Source organism: Pseudarthrobacter niigatensis, assembly GCF_030812615.1.
Classification (GTDB): domain Bacteria; phylum Actinomycetota; class Actinomycetes; order Actinomycetales; family Micrococcaceae; genus Arthrobacter; species Arthrobacter niigatensis.
The window spans coordinates 273127-289754 of the sequence record NZ_JAUSTB010000002.1 but is presented as its reverse complement, the minus strand read 5'-3'; the positions used below and the strand labels follow the sequence as shown (position 1 = coordinate 289754).

The 16628-nt window shown below is 66.7% G+C and carries 16 protein-coding genes and 1 riboswitch; of the genes, 13 read left to right on the top strand and 3 right to left on the bottom strand.

Annotated features, from left to right (window positions below; genetic code table 11):
* Positions 1-196 precede the first annotated feature (196 nt).
* The 4 genes from J2T23_RS04395 (at position 197) to J2T23_RS19865 (ending at position 5916) form a co-directional block, all read left to right on the top strand.
* Positions 197-4012: a multifunctional oxoglutarate decarboxylase/oxoglutarate dehydrogenase thiamine pyrophosphate-binding subunit/dihydrolipoyllysine-residue succinyltransferase subunit gene (locus tag J2T23_RS04395; RefSeq protein WP_307357553.1), complete on the top strand. Its 3816-nt coding sequence runs from the start codon at positions 197-199 to the stop codon at positions 4010-4012.
* Between the two features lie 154 nt (positions 4013-4166).
* Positions 4167-4766, top strand: a complete 600-nt coding sequence (locus J2T23_RS04390; protein WP_141160025.1) for a GDSL-type esterase/lipase family protein — start codon at positions 4167-4169, stop codon at positions 4764-4766.
* A gap of 84 nt (positions 4767-4850) precedes the next feature.
* Entirely contained in the window at positions 4851-5684 is an 834-nt protein-coding gene (locus J2T23_RS04385; RefSeq protein WP_307357550.1) for a DUF4097 family beta strand repeat-containing protein, read from the top strand.
* A gap of 157 nt (positions 5685-5841) precedes the next feature.
* Positions 5842-5916: a 50S ribosomal protein bL37 gene (locus tag J2T23_RS19865; RefSeq protein ID WP_369299106.1), complete on the top strand. Its 75-nt coding sequence runs from the start codon at positions 5842-5844 to the stop codon at positions 5914-5916.
* Between the two features lie 101 nt (positions 5917-6017).
* On the opposite strand, the gene rsrA is transcribed toward J2T23_RS19865, so the two are convergent.
* Both rsrA and J2T23_RS04375 read right to left on the bottom strand, forming a co-directional pair.
* Complete coding sequence (gene rsrA / locus J2T23_RS04380; protein ID WP_141160023.1) at positions 6018-6278, bottom strand: mycothiol system anti-sigma-R factor; 261 nt, start codon at positions 6276-6278, stop codon at positions 6018-6020.
* Positions 6275-7087 carry a sigma-70 family RNA polymerase sigma factor gene (locus J2T23_RS04375; protein ID WP_370871394.1) on the bottom strand — a complete coding sequence of 271 codons (813 nt, stop codon included), beginning with the start codon at positions 7085-7087 and terminating at the stop codon, positions 6275-6277. The genes rsrA and J2T23_RS04375 overlap by 4 nt, the downstream gene beginning before the upstream one ends.
* A gap of 237 nt (positions 7088-7324) precedes the next feature.
* On the opposite strand from J2T23_RS04375, the gene J2T23_RS04370 reads away from it, so the two are divergent.
* The 8 genes from J2T23_RS04370 (at position 7325) to J2T23_RS04335 (ending at position 14965) form a co-directional block, all read left to right on the top strand.
* Complete coding sequence (locus tag J2T23_RS04370; RefSeq protein WP_141160022.1) at positions 7325-7873, top strand: DoxX family protein; 549 nt, start codon at positions 7325-7327, stop codon at positions 7871-7873.
* A gap of 6 nt (positions 7874-7879) precedes the next feature.
* The gene (aroA, locus tag J2T23_RS04365; RefSeq protein ID WP_307357547.1) at positions 7880-9265 is read left to right on the top strand and encodes a 3-phosphoshikimate 1-carboxyvinyltransferase; all 1386 of its coding nucleotides are present in this window, start codon (positions 7880-7882) and stop codon (positions 9263-9265) included.
* On the top strand, positions 9249-10364 hold the full coding sequence (gene rsgA / locus J2T23_RS04360; RefSeq protein ID WP_307357544.1) for a ribosome small subunit-dependent GTPase A: 1116 nt from the start codon (positions 9249-9251) through the stop codon (positions 10362-10364). Before aroA ends, rsgA begins: the two co-directional genes overlap by 17 nt.
* 44 nt (positions 10365-10408) lie before the next feature.
* Positions 10409-11221: a histidinol-phosphatase gene (gene hisN / locus J2T23_RS04355; protein WP_141160019.1), complete on the top strand. Its 813-nt coding sequence runs from the start codon at positions 10409-10411 to the stop codon at positions 11219-11221.
* Positions 11222-11373: 152 nt separating this feature from the next.
* Positions 11374-11487, top strand: a riboswitch (SAM riboswitch).
* 36 nt (positions 11488-11523) lie between these two features.
* Positions 11524-12939, top strand: a complete 1416-nt coding sequence (locus J2T23_RS04350; protein WP_307357541.1) for an aminotransferase class V-fold PLP-dependent enzyme — start codon at positions 11524-11526, stop codon at positions 12937-12939.
* 84 nt (positions 12940-13023) lie between these two features.
* Positions 13024-13782, top strand: coding sequence for a class I SAM-dependent methyltransferase (locus J2T23_RS04345; RefSeq protein WP_307357539.1), 759 nt, complete (start codon positions 13024-13026; stop codon positions 13780-13782).
* Positions 13783-13829: 47 nt separating this feature from the next.
* The gene (locus J2T23_RS04340) at positions 13830-14540 is read left to right on the top strand and encodes a metal-dependent transcriptional regulator (RefSeq protein WP_141160016.1); all 711 of its coding nucleotides are present in this window, start codon (positions 13830-13832) and stop codon (positions 14538-14540) included.
* A 47-nt stretch (positions 14541-14587) separates the two neighbouring features.
* Complete coding sequence (locus J2T23_RS04335) at positions 14588-14965, top strand: hypothetical protein (RefSeq protein ID WP_307357537.1); 378 nt, start codon at positions 14588-14590, stop codon at positions 14963-14965.
* 44 nt (positions 14966-15009) lie between these two features.
* On the opposite strand, the gene J2T23_RS04330 is transcribed toward J2T23_RS04335, so the two are convergent.
* Positions 15010-15993 (bottom strand): S1C family serine protease, encoded by a 984-nt coding sequence (locus J2T23_RS04330; RefSeq protein ID WP_141160014.1) that lies wholly within the window; start codon positions 15991-15993, stop codon positions 15010-15012.
* 162 nt (positions 15994-16155) lie between these two features.
* On the opposite strand from J2T23_RS04330, the gene J2T23_RS04325 reads away from it, so the two are divergent.
* Positions 16156-16620 carry a pyridoxamine 5'-phosphate oxidase family protein gene (locus J2T23_RS04325; RefSeq protein WP_141160013.1) on the top strand — a complete coding sequence of 155 codons (465 nt, stop codon included), beginning with the start codon at positions 16156-16158 and terminating at the stop codon, positions 16618-16620.
* The last annotated feature ends 8 nt before the right edge of the window (positions 16621-16628 follow it).

The following is a 16628-nucleotide window of genomic DNA, read 5'->3' as shown; positions in this document are numbered from 1 at the left end:
GCGCACCCCGCCGGCCGCCATATTTGGGCCCCGGTTCGTCACTTCATGATTTGAGTCACCCTTATTGGCAGTTAACACGGAATGCTCACTAGACTTGCAAAGGTCCGGGTTCAGCGGACAGAGACTGGTTCGAACGTAGTGCTGAAGCACCGGGGGGCCAAAGAGAAATCAAACTCATGGAAGAGGCGTATTTCAAGTGCCAGAGCAGCCAAGCCACCGTCTACCAGAGGAATTTGGCGGAAACGAGTGGCTCGTTGACGAACTGTACGAGCAGTACCAGCAGGACAAGAACGCCGTGGATGCCAAGTGGTGGCCGCTGTTTGAATCCTTCGACTCGGGCAACGGTTCTTCTTCCAATGGAAATTCCACGCATGCCGCCAATCCTCCCACCCGGGAACTCCCCGTCGTAAAGCAGGCTCCCGCCGCGCCGGCATCGTCGCCGGCCGCGGCACCCGCTGCGCCGGCCGCCGCCGCTGCCCCGGCGCCTGCCGCACCGGCAGCAGCCCCCGCCCCCGTCAAGAAGGCCCCCGCCACGGAAGCGCGCGACGGCGGCAAGAAGACCGAGGCCGGCACCGGCTCGCAGCCCATTCCGGCGCAGCTGCCCAAGAACGTCAAGGCGCCCACCGCGCCCGAGGAAGACGTCGTCTCCGTCCTTCGTGGACCGGCAAAGGCGATCGCCACCAACATGGTCACCAGCCTGCAGGTGCCCACCGCCACCAGCGTCCGTGCCATCCCCGCCAAGCTGCTCATCGACAACCGGGTGGTCATCAACTCCAACCTGGCCCGTGCCCGCGGCGGCAAGGTTTCCTTCACGCACCTGATCGGCTACGCCGTCATCCGCGCCCTGTCCCAGTTCCCCTCCATGAACGTGTACTACGACGAGGTGGACGGAAAGCCCGTCGCGGTGCAGCCCGCCCACGTCAACTTCGGCATCGCCATCGACATGCCCAAGCCCGACGGAACCCGGCTGCTGATGGTCCCGAACATCAAGAAGGCCGAGACCCTCAACTTCGCCGAGTTCTGGCACACCTACGAGGACCTGATCAAGCGGGCCCGCAACGGCAAGCTCACCGCCGAGGACCACCAGGGCACCACGGTGTCCCTGACCAACCCGGGCGGCATCGGCACCGTTCACTCGGTACCGCGCCTTTCCAAGGGCCAGGCTGCGATCATCGGCGTCGGCGCCCTTGACTACCCCGCAGAATTCCAGGGCGCCAGCGAAAAGATCATCGCCCAGAACGCCATCAGCAAGGTCCTGACCCTCACCTCGACCTACGACCACCGCGTCATCCAGGGTGCCGGCAGCGGCGAGTTCCTCAAGCTGGTCCACCAGCTGCTGCTGGGCGCGCAGAACTTCTACGACGAGATCTTCGAAGCCCTCCGGATTCCCTACGAGCCCGTCCGCTGGAGCCCCGACCTGCAGGTGGATCCCGCCGACGAGATCAACAAGGTGGCCCGGATCCAGCAGCTGATCCACTCGTTCCGCGTGCGCGGCCACCTCATGGCGGACACCGATCCGCTGGAGTACGTCCAGCGCAAGCACCCGGACCTCGACGTCCTCACCTACGGTCTTACCCTCTGGGACCTGGACCGCGAATGGCCCACCGGCGGGTTCGGCGGCAAGCCGATGCTGAAGTTCCGCGACATCCTTGGTGTCCTGCGTGATGCCTACTGCCGCACCACGGGCATCGAGTACATGCACATCCAGGAGCCTGCCGAGCGCAAGTGGTTCCAGGACCAGCTGGAGCACGCCTACTCCAAGCCCAGCCGCGAGGAACAGCTGCGGATCGTCTCCAAGCTGAACGCAGCGGAGGCCTTTGAGACCTTCCTGCAGACCAAGTTCGTGGGCCAGAAGCGCTTCTCCCTCGAAGGCGGCGAGTCCCTGATCCCGCTGCTGGACGCCATCCTGTCCGACGCAGCCGACGACGGCCTGGACGAGGTCGCGATCGGCATGGCCCACCGCGGCCGCCTCAACGTCCTGACGAACATCGCCGGCAAGACCTACGCCCAGGTGTTCCGCGAATTCGAGGGCACCCAGGATCCGCGCTCCGTGCAGGGCTCGGGCGACGTCAAGTACCACCTGGGCACCGAAGGCACCTTCACCTCGGACAACGGCAAGGAAACCAAGGTCTACCTCGCCGCCAACCCGTCACACCTTGAAGCAGTGGACTCCGTCCTCGAAGGCATTGTCCGCGCCAAGCAGGACCGGCTGGACCAGGGCGAATCGTTCCCGGTCCTGCCCATCATGGTCCACGGCGACGCCGCCTTCGCCGGCCAGGGAGTTGTGGCTGAAACCCTCAACCTGTCCCAGCTCCGCGGCTACCGCACGGGTGGAACCATCCACATCGTGGTCAACAACCAGGTGGGCTTCACCACCGCCCCGTCGTCGTCGCGGTCCTCCACGTACTCCACGGACGTGGCCAAGATGATCCAGGCGCCGGTCTTCCACGTGAACGGCGATGACCCCGAGGCTGTTGTCCGCATCGGACAGCTGGCCTACGAATTCCGGCAGCGCTTCCACAAGGACGTTGTCATCGACATGGTGTGCTACCGCCGCCGCGGCCACAACGAGGGCGACGACCCCTCGATGACCCAGCCGCTGATGTACAACCTGATCGAAGCCAAGCGCTCCGTCCGCAAGCTGTACACCGAGTCCCTCATCGGTCGCGGCGACATCACCGAGGAAGAAGCCGAGCAGCTGCTGCGCGACTACCAGGAACGGCTGGAGCGTGTCTTTGCCGAGACGCACGCTGCGCAGACGTCTCCGATCCCGATTGTCACCGCAGACTCCGCCGCTGTGTCCGATATCGAACGGCCCAAGGCCCAGCAGTCCGATTCCAGCGTCAGCGCTCCGGCCTCGACGGCCATCAGCGCCGAGACCCTGGCCCGGATCGGCAAGGCACACGTCGAGATTCCCGACGGTTTCACGGTCCACCCGAAGCTGAAGCAGCTGCTGGATAAGCGCGAACAGATGTCCCGCGAGGGCGGCATCGACTGGGGCTTCGGCGAGATCGCGGCCTTCGGTTCGCTGATCATGGAAGGCGTCCCCGTGCGCCTCGCCGGCCAGGACTCACGGCGCGGCACCTTCGTGCAGCGCCACGCCGTCTTCCACGACCGCGCCAACGGCAAGGAATGGCTGCCCCTGGGCAACCTTTCGGACGACCAGGCCAAGCTGTGGATCTACGACTCGCTGCTGTCCGAATACGCCGCCATGGGCTTCGAATACGGCTACTCCGTGGAACGCCCCGACGCCCTGGTCCTCTGGGAGGCCCAGTTCGGTGACTTCGTCAACGGCGCCCAGACCATCATTGACGAATTCATTTCATCCGCCGAACAGAAGTGGGGACAGCGTTCCTCGCTGGTCCTGATGCTCCCCCATGGCTATGAAGGCCAGGGCCCGGACCACTCCTCGGCAAGGATCGAGCGGTTCCTGCAGCTGTGTGCCGAGGACAACATGATCGTGGCCAACCCGACCACTGCGGCCTCGCACTTCCACCTGCTGCGCCGCCAGGCGTACAGCCGTCCGCGCAAGCCGCTGATCATCTTCACGCCCAAGCAGCTCCTCCGCCTGAAGGCAGCCGCTTCCTCCGTGGAGGACTTCACCACCGGCACGTTCCGGCCCGTCATCGGTGACCATGAGCAGCTGCCGGCCACCGCCGTCGAACGCGTGCTCCTGGTCTCCGGCCGCCTGTACTACGATCTGCTGTCCACCCGGCAGAAGACCGGTGACAAGACCACTGCGATCGTCCGCGTGGAGCAGCTTTACCCGCTGCCGCAGGCCGAGATCGAAGCGGAGCTTGCCAAGTACCCCAACGCCGAGGTGGTGTGGGCCCAGGATGAGCCCGCCAACCAGGGACCCTGGCCGTTCATGGGGCTGCACCTGCCCGAAGCCCTGGACCGGCGCGTGCGCCTGGTGTCGCGGCCGGCCTCGGCCTCCACGGCAGCCGGTTCCATGAAGCGGCACGCCGCAGAGCAGGATGTCCTGCTGAAGCAGGCGTTTGCCCGGAAGTAGGCAGTAAGGCTGCCCGGCCGGAGTCGAAATACCAGACTCCGGCCGGGCAGTTCTGTTTAATGGACTGACAGCGCCTCCCCGAGCCTCCGCAAGGCGGCGGCAACGATGGCAGCGGCCGTATCGAAGTAACCCGTACCGAAGTAAAGAGGAACGCGTGGAAGACAGGAAGCTGCGGATCGCAGCTGTAGGAGACGAACTGCTGGCCGGACTGGGCGATCCCCGGGCCCTTGGCTGGCTGGGCCGCGTGCTGGCCCGCACTCCCCAGGACGGCATGCTCCTGGAAAGCTACGCCCTCCCCTGCCCGCAGGAAGGTACTGAAGGTTTGGCCGCACGGTGGCTGGACGAGGCCGGGAGGCGCTTCAGCCCGCAGGCGGAGAACCGGCTGGTGATCGGCCTCTCGGGGCGCGACATCGAGTTCGGCCTCTCCACCGCGAGGAGCCGCCTGAACCTGGCCAACATCCTGGACTCGGCTTCCCAGAACCGTATCGAGGTGTTCGTTGTGGGTCCTCCCCCAACACTCGACCCCGCGCAGAACCGGCGGCTGGATGAACTGAACACGGCCTTCGCGGATGTGACCACGCGCCGCAAGCACCTCTACGTCGACACCTTCTCCCCGCTGCTCAACCACGAACAGTGGCGCCAGGACCTGGCGGCAAACGGAGGCACGCCCGGCCAGGCCGGGTATGGGCTCATGGCCTGGCTGGTGCTGCACCGCGGCTGGTTCCAGTGGCTGGGGATGGACGCCCCCCAGTAGCCTTTCGGGACCTGTTTTGACCCTTCCGCCCGGCGGCGTTACGTTGGAGGATCAACGCGATATATCGCTTCTTTGGAGGGGACCATGCCCGGAGGGAACTGGACCGTCACAGGCCCGCAGAGCATTGACGTCGACGCCGTGACGTCGCTGAAGCTGGGCCTGGTCAGGGGCAGCTTCACCATCACCGAACACGATGACCCATCGGTCCGTCTCCAATTCTCGGAGGTCCATGGCGACCCCGTAGCGGTGTCCCTGAACGGCGGGCGGCTGGAAGTGCGGCATCAACTTCACGGCGCCCAGGGCTGGTTCAAGAACCTCATGGAGACTGTCAACCACAACAGCGACAATGCCGCGGCCGTCACTGTGGCAATTCCCCGTGGAGTGGAGGTGGAGGCCGGGACTGTGAGCGGCGAGGGCCTGGCGTCCGGCATTTCTGCCCACGTCCGGCTCAACACCGTGTCCGGCGCGGTCACGGCGGAGGACACCTCCGGAGAACTTCAGGTCAATACCGTCAGCGGCCAGGTGTCAGTCAGGAACCACCGGGGCGTCCTGACCGCCAAGAGCATCTCCGGCGAGGTCACCGCCTCCGGCCATTTCACGCACGTGCGCACCAATACCGTCAGCGGGCACCTTAACTTCAACCTGCTCGGTTACACCCAGGATTTTGGCTCCAATTCCGTGTCCGGAGACCTGACCATAACCCTGCCTGCCGACGTGGGGGTTGACATCGTGGCGAAGTCCGCAGGCGGAGCGGTCATCCTGGACGGCAGCCAATGCCTCCCCACCAACGGCAAAGTGGAGACCATTGCAGGCCCTGACATGCAACTGATGCTCGTCAGGACCAATTCGCTGTCCGGCAAAACCACCATCATCCACGCTCCCGGCCCCGTTGGCGCCGAGGGGGACGCGGAACGCTGAGGCTGCGCCGCGCACCCCACCCTGCCCGGGCAGTCTCGATGAATACGGCCAAGCGGCCCGGCCGCAGGTCATCCGAAGTTTCCCGGTTCGCGGGCCGCCGGATCATGTGGGAGACTGGAGGGCAGCTCTTTTGAGTACAACATTAAGGAGGCCAGCTATGAGCAAGCGTGCACGCAAGCGTCGTGACCGTAAGCGTGGCGGCGCGAACCACGGGAAGCGCCCCAACACCTAGGCACATGCCAGGAACTACGGTTCAAGCAAAGGACCCCGCAAGCCAGTCGGCTTCCGGGGTCCTTTGCTGTTTGCGGCCCTGGCGGGCAGGGGGCGCCGGTACTACGCCTCGACGGGACGGATGGCGTGTATCCGGTCCAGGATGGCGTTCTTCAGGTTGTCCGGAGCGGACTCCTTGCAGGAACGCTTGACCATGTTGCGGATGACGCATTCGAGATCGTACTGCTCCGTGCATTCAGGGCAGTCATCGAGGTGGTTCTTGATTTCGGTAATATCTTCGCGGGTCAGTGCCCCGTCGAGGTACTCATAGATGCGTTGCATCCGGGTATCGTCGCAGTCGCCCAATCCCTGGCAGTCGCTCATTTCCTGTTCTCCTGTGCTTTGCTTCCTGCCGCATCCGACGCATCAGCGGCCGTTTTAAATCCCCGCTCGGCGGCGTATTCCGCGAGCATGTCCCGCAACATTCGGCGGCCGCGGTGGAGCCGGGACATCACGGTGCCGATGGGCGTATTCATGATGTCTGATATTTCCTTGTAGGCGAAGCCCTCCACGTCAGCGAAGTAAACCGCCAGCCGGAACTCCTCCGGAATGTCCTGGAGCGCCCGCTTGACGTCCGAATCCGGAAGGTGGTCCAGTGCTTCTGCCTCAGCCGAACGTAGTCCGCTCGACGTGTGCGACTCCGCCCGGGCCAGCTGCCAGTCCTCGATGGTGTCCGAATTTGACTGCAGCGGCTCGCGCTGCCGCTTGCGGTACAGGTTGATGTACGTGTTGGTCAGGATCCGGTAGAGCCACGCCTTGAGGTTGGTGCCCGGCTTGTACTGGTGGAAGGCCGAGAAAGCCTTGGTGTAGGCCTCCTGGACCAGGTCCTCCGCGTCCGACGGGTTCCGCGCCATCCGCATCGCCGCAGAGTAGAGCTGGTCCACGTACTGCATGGCGTCCCGCTCAAAGCGCAGGCGGCGCTGTTCCACTGTCTCCGCGGCAACGTCCAGCGTGCTGTCCTCGGCGTCCGCTGCTGCGGCCGGTGGTTCGGTTGCTGCCTGCCCGGCGGGGAGCGGCGCTGCGCCTGCCCTGCCGTTCACTTCGCCGGGGGACGCCTCATACATGGCCGCGATGGCCGGATCCAGGGTACTCATTGCCTTCAAGTCTACTGTCAGGCGCCCCGCCGGGGGCATGCCGTACTCCGGCGAATCGGCGGCAAGCTTGTCCACTTCCACCGGTCCTGCCTGCCTGGTTCCGTCCAACACCTTCCGCAAGGCCCAACTCCGCTCTGTATCGGGTGATTGATCGCCAGGGCCCACGTCGCGGACCCAGTCGACATAACCGCCTCCCGCGGGCAAATATTCCCCAAAAGTGCAAGACTAGGACCGACTCCGCCGCTTGCCGCGGCTCGTCCATCCAGGAGGAAATCCATGCCCTTTGTCCGCACTCTCGCCAGGCCCATGCTCGCCTCCAGTTTCATCCTTGCCGGACTGGACAAGCTCAAGAACTCCGACGACACCGCCCAGCAGCTCTCGCCGCTGCTGCGCAAGGCTGCAGCCTCGCTTCCCTTCCAGACGAACGAGAAGACCCTGGCCCGCGTCATCGGCGGTACCCAGGTGGGCGCCGGCGTCCTGTTCGGCCTTGGCAAGTTTTCCCGGCTCTCGGCCGGCCTGCTCACCGTCGTTTCCCTCCTGAACACCTTCGTGGAATGGCGGAGCGCGGACATCAGCAGCAAGGAAGGGCGCGAGAACCGCCGGAACCAGCTGCTCAAGAACGTCTCCCTGAGCGGGGGTGCCCTGCTCGCCTCCGTGGACACGGCAGGCAAGCCCGGACTGGCCTGGCGCGCCGAGCACCTTGCCGCCGACGCGCGACGGAACGCCTCGCACCTGGCCGCCGACGCCCGCAGGACCACCACCAAGAAGCTGAACAAGGCGGACAAGGCTGTACGCCGCGCCGTCGAACACGCCGCGGGAGCCTAGGCACGAATGACCGCAGCAGCTGCTACCCGGGAATCCGGAACGCCTGTCCAGTACTGGGCCGCGCCTTTTGCGGCCCGGCCCGTCAATGCAACCGTGACGGTGCCCGGATCGAAGTCCCTGACCAACAGGTACCTGGTCCTGGCCGCCCTGGCGGACGGACCATCGCGCCTTCGGGCTCCCCTGCACTCCAGGGACTCCGCGCTGATGATCGATGCACTGAGGCAGCTCGGCGCCACCATCAGCGAAGTGCCCGGCGACGGCGCCTTTGGTCCTGACCTGGAAGTTGTTCCGATCCCGGCGTCAGCGGCGCCATCCACCACCAGGATCGACTGCGGGCTGGCCGGCACCGTCATGCGGTTCGTCCCACCACTTGCGGCGCTCCGCAGCGGAGCCACCGTGTTCGACGGTGATCCGCACGCCCGGAAGCGTCCCATGGGTACCATCATCGAAGCCCTCAAAGCCTTGGGCGTCGCGGTTTCCGCCGAGGACGGGAGCACGCCGTCGTCCCTTCCCTTCGTGGTGGAAGGGACCGGCGCGGTCCGGGGCGGCCACCTGGTGATCGATGCCAGCGCCTCGTCGCAGTTCGTCTCCGCCCTCCTGCTGGTGGGAGCAAGGTTCGACGACGGCCTGCACCTTGAGCACGTCGGGAAACCGGTGCCAAGCCTGGACCACATCAACATGACGGTGGCTGTCCTCCGCGGCGCCGGCGTCTCCGTGGACGATTCGGTCCCCAACCACTGGGTGGTGGCCCCGGGACCCATCCAGGCCTTCGACCAAAGAATCGAACAGGACCTCTCCAACGCTGGGCCGTTCCTGGCAGCGGCCCTGGCATCGCAGGGCACCGTCCGCATCCCCAACTGGCCCACGGAAACGCAGCAGGTGGGCGACCTCTGGCGCGGCATCCTCACCCGGATGGGAGCCACGGTCACCCTGGAGGACGGACTCCTGACCGTCACCGGCGGCCCAGAAATCAAGGGCGGCGACTTCGCCGACACCAGTGAACTGGCTCCTACGGTCGCGGCACTCTGTGCCCTTGCCACGGGGCCTTCCCGGCTCAGCGGAATCGCCCACCTTCGCGGGCACGAAACTGACCGGCTCGCCGCCCTGGTCACCGAGATCAACCGGCTCGGCGGCGACGCCGAGGAAACCAGCGACGGCCTGGTCATCCGGCCAGCCCCGTTGCACGCCGGCGTCGTCCACAGCTACGCCGACCACCGCATGGCCACTGCCGGGGCAATCCTGGGCCTCTCGGTAAGCGGCGTCCAGGTGGAGGACATCGCCACTACCGCCAAGACCATGCCCGACTTCCCGCAGCTGTGGGCCGGCATGCTGGCCCAGGCTGCTCCCGAGGTACCGCGGCCGGAAGAGCGTGGCAGTGGCGCGGAGCACTGACTCCTGGGACGAATCCGACGTCCGGATCCGCCCCAGCAAGAAAGGTTCCCGTCCCCGCACCAAAGACCGGCCCAGCCATGACGACGCCGTTACCGGGCGGATCATTACGGTTGACCGCGGCCGGTACACGGCAGTGGTGGGCGAGGACTCGGACAACGAGCGCGTCGTCATCGCAGCGCGTGCCCGTGAACTCCGCCGGTCACCTGTCGTTGCGGGAGACTTCGTCTCGCTCGTGGGGGACGTGTCAGGCGCGCCGGACACGCTGGCCCGCCTGGTGAAAATCCAGGACCGCCACACCCTCCTGCGCAGGAGCGCCGACGATACCGACCCCGTGGAGCGGGCCGTGGTGGCCAACGCGGACCAGCTGGTCATCGTCGTGGCGGCTGCCAACCCGGAACCCCGCACCGGATTCATCGACCGCGCCCTGGTGGCTGCCTACGACGCCGGGATCGAGCCGATCCTGCTGGTCACCAAGGCCGACGTCAAGGACCCCGCCGAGCTCCTCTCCAATTACACGCACCTGGACTTCCCGGTGATCATCAGCAAGACCGCCGACGCACAGGCTTCCGGGATCGACGCACGCTCTGACGACGGCCTCTCCGCCCGGCTGGACAGCACTGCGGTGGCGGCCCTCCGCGCCCACCTCGACGGCAGGGTCACCGTGATGCTGGGGCACTCCGGCGTGGGCAAGTCAACCATGGTGAACGCGCTGACCGGTGCCGAGCGGGCCACCGGCGGCGTCAACGCCGTAACCGGACGTGGCCGCCACACGTCGTCGTCGGCCCTGGCCCTGCGCCTGGCTGACGCGCCGGCCGGAAGCTGGATCATTGACACCCCCGGTATCCGTTCCTTCGGACTGGCCCATGTGGACCCGGACCGGATCCTGCGCTCCTTCCCGGACCTCTCCCCCGGCATCGAAAACTGTGAACGCGGGTGCAAGCACACGGCAAACGCGGTGAACTGCGGCCTCGACGACTGGGTGGCAGGCGGGCACGCAGGTCCCACCGGCCCGGCACGCCTGGCGTCGCTCCGGCGCCTGCTCGGCACGGATCCGCGCATGGAAGCACAGGAAACCAAGGAGCTCGGCAGCGTCAACTGACGCGTTCTCCCGGCAGAAGCGTCCGCAGACGGTAGTTTGTAACCATGATCCAACCCGCTTCGAGCTACAACGATGACCTGCGCCTGGCCCATGTCCTGGCCGACTCCGTGGATGACCAGACCATGAGCCGCTTCAAGGCCCTGGACCTCCACGTTGAGACCAAGCCGGACCTGACGCCCGTCACCGACGCCGACAAGGCAGCCGAGGAAGCCATCCGCGGCCAGCTCTCCCGCTCCCGTCCCCGCGATGCCGTCCTGGGCGAGGAGTTCGGCAGCACCGGGCACGGTTCACGGCGCTGGATCATCGATCCCATTGACGGGACCAAGAACTTTGTCAGGGGCGTCCCGGTCTGGGCCACCCTGATCGCCCTGGTGGACGAAGGCGAACCCGTGGTGGGCGTGGTCAGCGCCCCGGCCCTCGGCAAGCGCTGGTGGGCGGCAAAGGGCATGGGCGCCTACATGGGCAGGTCCTTGGCAGCTGCCACCCGGCTGCGCGTCTCCAACGTGTCCAGCCTCTCCGACGCCTCCCTCTCCTACTCCAGCCTGAGCGGCTGGAAGGAACGCGGCAACCTCGACGATTTCCTCGGGCTGACCGAGGACGTCTGGCGGACCCGGGCATACGGCGATTTCTGGTCGTACTGCATGGTGGCAGAGGGCTCCGTGGACATCGCCTGCGAACCGGAACTCAACCTCTACGACATGGCTGCGCTGGTGCCAATCGTGGTCGAGGCCGGGGGCCGGTTCACCTCCCTCGAGGGCGAGGACGGACCGTTCGGCGGGAACGCGCTGGCCACCAACTCGATCCTGCACTCCGAGGTCCTGCACCGTCTCAACCCTTACCTGGACGATCTGCTGTAACTGCCACGGTTTGCCCGCTTGGGCGAATATTGCGACGCCGGACACCTTCAGAAGGAGGTGTCCGGCGTCGTTTATTCGATATTGCGTAATAAAGCCCTTAACAATTGGCCCGGCTTCCAGCCTGGCCGCCCCATGTCCTACGCTTTTATGCAGGTCACGAGTGCCAGCGCAAAACCCCGGTTTGCTGGCCGGCAACCCTCCATTCGCGGCGGGGTGCCCCGGGTGACGACCAGGCCGGTCCGGAGTGGATGCGGCAAGCGCGGATTCCGTACGCCGGAGTCCTGTACACAAGTGAGGTCTCTGTGACAACTGCCACCGTCTCCCCCAAACCCGTCACCGAATCCGCCGTTGCTGCCGAACGCCGTGCCGCCGCCGGCCGCCCGCTCGCTGCAGTCACCGGGGCCGAAATCCAAGCACCACTGATAACCGGCGGCCACGTGCGGTACGCCAACCTTGATTACGGGGCATCGGCCCCTGCACTCTCCGTGGTGTCCGCTTACCTCAACGAGATCCTGCCCTACTACGCCAGCGTCCACCGCGGCGCCGGGTACGCCTCCCAGATCAGCACCTCCGTGTACGAGAACGCACGCAGCATCGTCCGGGACTTCGTGGGCGGCCGGCCGGACGATTCGGTCATCTTCACCCGGAACACCACCGATTCGCTGAACCTCCTGGCGGGCTGCCTGCCCCGGACGGACGGACGGCCCGCCGGTGACGTCCTCTACCTGGACATCGAACACCACGCCAACCTCCTGCCGTGGCAGGGCGTCCCGCACCGCAGCATCGTTGCCGCGGACACCATCGCCGGCACCCTTGACGCGGTCCGCGCCGAACTCGAACAGGGCGGCGTCAGCCTCCTGGCCGTCACCGGCGCCTCCAACGTCACCGGCGAGATCCTCCCCATCCGGGCCCTGGCCGCGCTGGCCCACCAGCACGGCGCCCGGATCGTGGTGGACGCGGCCCAGCTCGCGCCGCACCGCCGGGTGGACATCAGCGCGGACGACGTCGACTACCTCGCCTTTTCCGGCCACAAGCTGTACGCGCCGTTCGGCGCAGGCGTCCTGGTAGGCCGGCCTGACTGGCTGGATTCCGGCGTCCCGCACCTCGCCGGCGGCGGGGCGGTCAAGGAAGCACGGCTCGACGGCGTCAGCTGGGCCACCGGGCCGGCCCGCCACGAAGGAGGCTCGCCGAACGTCCTCGGCGCCGCCACCCTGGCACGCGCCACGCAGGTCATCGCCGAACTCGACCAGGACAGGTGGCATGCGCACGAGTCCGCGATCCGCTCCTTCCTGGTGGAGGGCCTCCAGGGCATCGACGGCGTCACCGTCCACCAGATCTTCAAGGACACCAATCCGGAAACGGACACCATCGGCGTGGTCAACTTCTCCGTCGAGGGCTACGACGCAGGGCTGGTGGCCGCCTACCTTTCCGCAGAGCACGGCGTGGGCCTGCGGGACGGACGCTTCTGCGCCCATCCCCTGCTGAAGCGCCTGGGCCTGCCGTCCGGCTCCCTCCGGGCGAGTTTCGGCGTGGGCTCGCGGCTGGAAGATGCTGAACGCCTCCTTGCCGGTATCCGGGCTTTGCGCAGCAACGGACTCGGGTGGGACTACGTGGTGGACGCAGGCCGCTGGGTGCCCGCCAACGACTTCCGCACCTACCCGCACTGGGCACCCAATACCCCCGGGACGGCCGGCGCGGCCCCCTGCCTCGACGACTAGCGGGGTAACGGCGGCTGCCTGCCGGCACCGGCCATGCGGTAAATTCGAAGGACATCCGCAGGCAGCACCGGAAGGAGGCCACGCGTGGTTCGGGGTGGCCCCAGGCTTGATCACGGCCGGCGCACGGAGCTCGGGCAGAGCTTCCAGGACGGCGGCCGCCACTACCAGCGCGTCCGCCCCGGCTATCCGGCGGAATCCGCACGGTGGCTGGTGCCTGCCGGGGCCCGTGACGCCCTGGACGTCGGGGCGGGTACCGGTAAATTCACCGCCTTGCTGCTGGCCATGGGACTGGATGTCACCGCCGTCGATCCTTCTGCGGACATGCTTGCCCAGCTGAAGACCCACTGCCCGGCCGCCACGGCTGCGGCGGGGACGGCCGAGGCCACAGGCCTTCGGGATGCGGCCTTCGACGTGGTCACCGTTGCCCAGGCGTGGCACTGGTGCGATCCCCTCGCTGCGAGCACCGAACTGGCCCGCGTCCTGCGCCCGCACGGAACCCTGGGCCTGGTCTGGAACCAGCTGGACACCTCTGTCCCCTGGGTGCACCGGCTCTCCCGGATCATGCACGCCGGCGACGTCTACCGGCCCGGCCACAAGCCCGTCGTCGGGCCCGAATTCCACGGGCTTGAGGGGCATGTGACGCACTGGCAGGACCGGGTGACCACCAGTGACCTGATGGAGCTCACCAAATCGCGCAGCTACTACCTGCGGGCCGGTGAGTCGACGCGGGCGAAGGTCCTTGCCAACCTGGACTGGTACCTGCACGAACACCTGCCCCATGCTCCGGGGCAGGAACTCGACCTCCCCTACCTGACGCTGGCCTGGCGCGCCGCCAAGGCCTGATCCGGGGCCGCCCCTGCCGGACCGGCCAAACCGGTAGGCTTGGACCTGTGAAGACCAGCGCGCCCTCCTCCTCGATCGAGGACTACGTCAAGGTCATCTATTCATTCACTGAATGGCAGGACAAGCCCATCACGTCCTCCCAGCTGGCACAGCGGCTGGGCGTGGCGAATTCCTCTGTGTCGGAGATGGTCCGCAAGCTGAAGGACCAGGGGCTGGTGGACCACAAGCCCTACAGCGCAGTCACCCTGACCGATTCCGGCCTGCGCCTGGCCCTGTCAATGGTCCGGCGCCACCGGCTCATCGAGACCTACCTCGTCCAGCGTCTTGGCTACAGCTGGGACGAGGTCCACGATGAAGCCGAACAGCTGGAGCACGCGGTCTCGGATACGTTCATCGAACGCGTCGCCGCCAAACTCGGAAACCCGGAACGGGACCCCCACGGCGATCCCATTCCCACCGCGGACGGCCAGGTGCTGATGCCCAGCGCCCATCTCCTCGCCGGGCTGGACCAGGGGCACAGCGGAAAAATCACCCGTATCAGCGATGACAATCCTGAGCTCCTGCGGTATCTCGCCGCGCAGGACATCGATCTCGACGCCGAGGTTGAGGTGCTGGGTCGGCGCCCGTTCGGTGGTGCACTGATGGTGCGCATCGCCGGCCCCGGCGGCACCCGCGACTTCGACCTTGCGGATGAGATCGCCTCGGCGTTGTGGGTCTCCACCGAAACGCCCCACCCCGGCTGCATCCTGGGAAGCTGAATCACCGGCGCACGCCGATTTGGCCGCCTCCCGTATCGTGGAACGTGATGATCAGCAGACGCGACGCAGCAATAACCCTGGATGTTCCCCTTGAGATGGCGCAGCGCCATGGCCTGCCGAAGTGGATGTCCGAGGCCGAGCTCCGCAGCATCCTGGACAATCCCCCGCCCTGGCTGGTGCAGTCACGGGCCAACCGCACCGGCAAACGGCCCGTCTGGGTGCACCTTGAGTGCGCCGTGTGCGGGTACGAGGAGGCTGCCCGGCCCAAGAAGTGGTGGCCGGACTTCACCTACGTGGTGTGCGGCCACCACGCGCCGTCCGAGGTTCCCGCCGTGCGTCCCGGGTGCGTGCGCAGCGAGTACGACGGCGTGGGGACGCGTTTCGTAGGCATCGCTGACGTGGAAGCCCCCCAGGTCAGCCCCTAGCCTTTCGTATGTGCCTGCCCATGGTGCCGGCCCGCCGTCGGCCGTTATCCAGCCCCGTTGGCCGTCATTTCCTCCGGAACCGCCGTCAGGTGGCGTTCTGCGCCATCGCGCAGCACGGCAAGGTTGAGCGGCTGGCCGATGGCATCGGCGAACAGCAGGCGCTGCAGGCTTTCGGCGTTGCTGACCGGGCGGCCCCCGGCCGTGACGATGACGTCCCCTGCCGACAGGCCTGCCTTGTCTGCAGGCGACCCGGGCAGTACCTCTACGACGCGGAGCCCTTCACGCAGCCCGGTGCGGATCACGGCGCTGGATCCGAGCTGCATCGGGGTACTCACCAGGCCCAGGTACGCGCGGCGCACCCTTCCGTCTGACAACAGCGCGGAGATGATCCTGCGGGTGGTCGCGTTGATCGGAATTGCCAGTCCCAGGCCGGCTCCGGCCACTGCGGTGTTGATGCCCACGATCCTGGCGTGAGTATCCGCCAAGGCACCGCCGGAGTTGCCGGGGTTCAGTGCCGCATCGGTCTGGATGACGTCCTCGATGACCCGCCGGTTACCGCCCGACCAGACTGGAATGGCCCTGCCCAGCCCGCTGACCACCCCCGCGGTCACCGAACCGGCCAAGCCCAGCGGGTTGCCCACGGCCACCACCAGCTGCCCGACCCGGAGGGATTCCGCCGCGCCGAACACGGCGGGCCGGATTCGCGGCCGCGAACCGTGCACCACCGCAAGGTCGGACAAGGGGTCCGCGCCAACGAGTTCCAGCTCCATCCTGCTGCCGTCGCCGAAGACCGCGAAGCCGTGCCGGGTGCCGGCCACCACGTGGGAATTGGTGAGCAGGTAGCCGTCCTCGGTGAAGAGGACGGCCGAACCTGCTCCCACCCGGGCCCGGCCATTGCGGCGCTGCGCCGTCATCTCGATTGCTGCCACGTGGGGCGTCACGGCAGCTGCCACCCGCATCACTGTCTGCGAGTACGAGTCCAGGACATCGTCATTGTCCGCTGTTGTTGGTACCTGCGCCTGGTCCATGGCGCACCTCCGGCTTTGAGTGCCGCTTCCGGCTGTTCCGTGCCCTCTGGGGCCCTTACGGGAATCAACGGTGGACGGCCTGGATCCAGTCCCGTCGCGGCTACGCCTAGGGTGAACGCCCCAGCAGTGCACACCCGCGCTCCAGGCCCTAGGATCGGTACCATGGCTGATTCCGCTGGTGGGTCTCGAACAGAAGTGCTGAATCCCGATGAATGCTGGCGGTACCTTCGGTCCTCATACATCGGCCGGCTGGCAGTCATCAATGGTGACGTTCCCGAGATTTTTCCGGTCAACTTTTCCGTTGCCGGGGAATCGCTGGTGTTCCGTACCGCGCCCGGCACCAAGCTGCGCGCCCTGCTCAGCGGCGCAGTCGCGGCACTCGAGGTGGATGGACTGAACCCTTACGCCACGGAAGTCTGGAGCGTGGTGGCTAAGGGCAAGCCGGAAGAATTCGATGGGACCCGGATGACGCTCCCCGACTCCGATGCCGACCGCGAGCCGTGGGAGCCCGGGATCAAGGACCACCTGGTAGCTTTGATCCCCACGGAGCTCACCGGACGGCGGTTCGCCGTCAGGTCCCGGACACGGTGGTGGCCGCCGGTGGACTTCTCCGCAGACTGGCTGTAGCGGTGTCC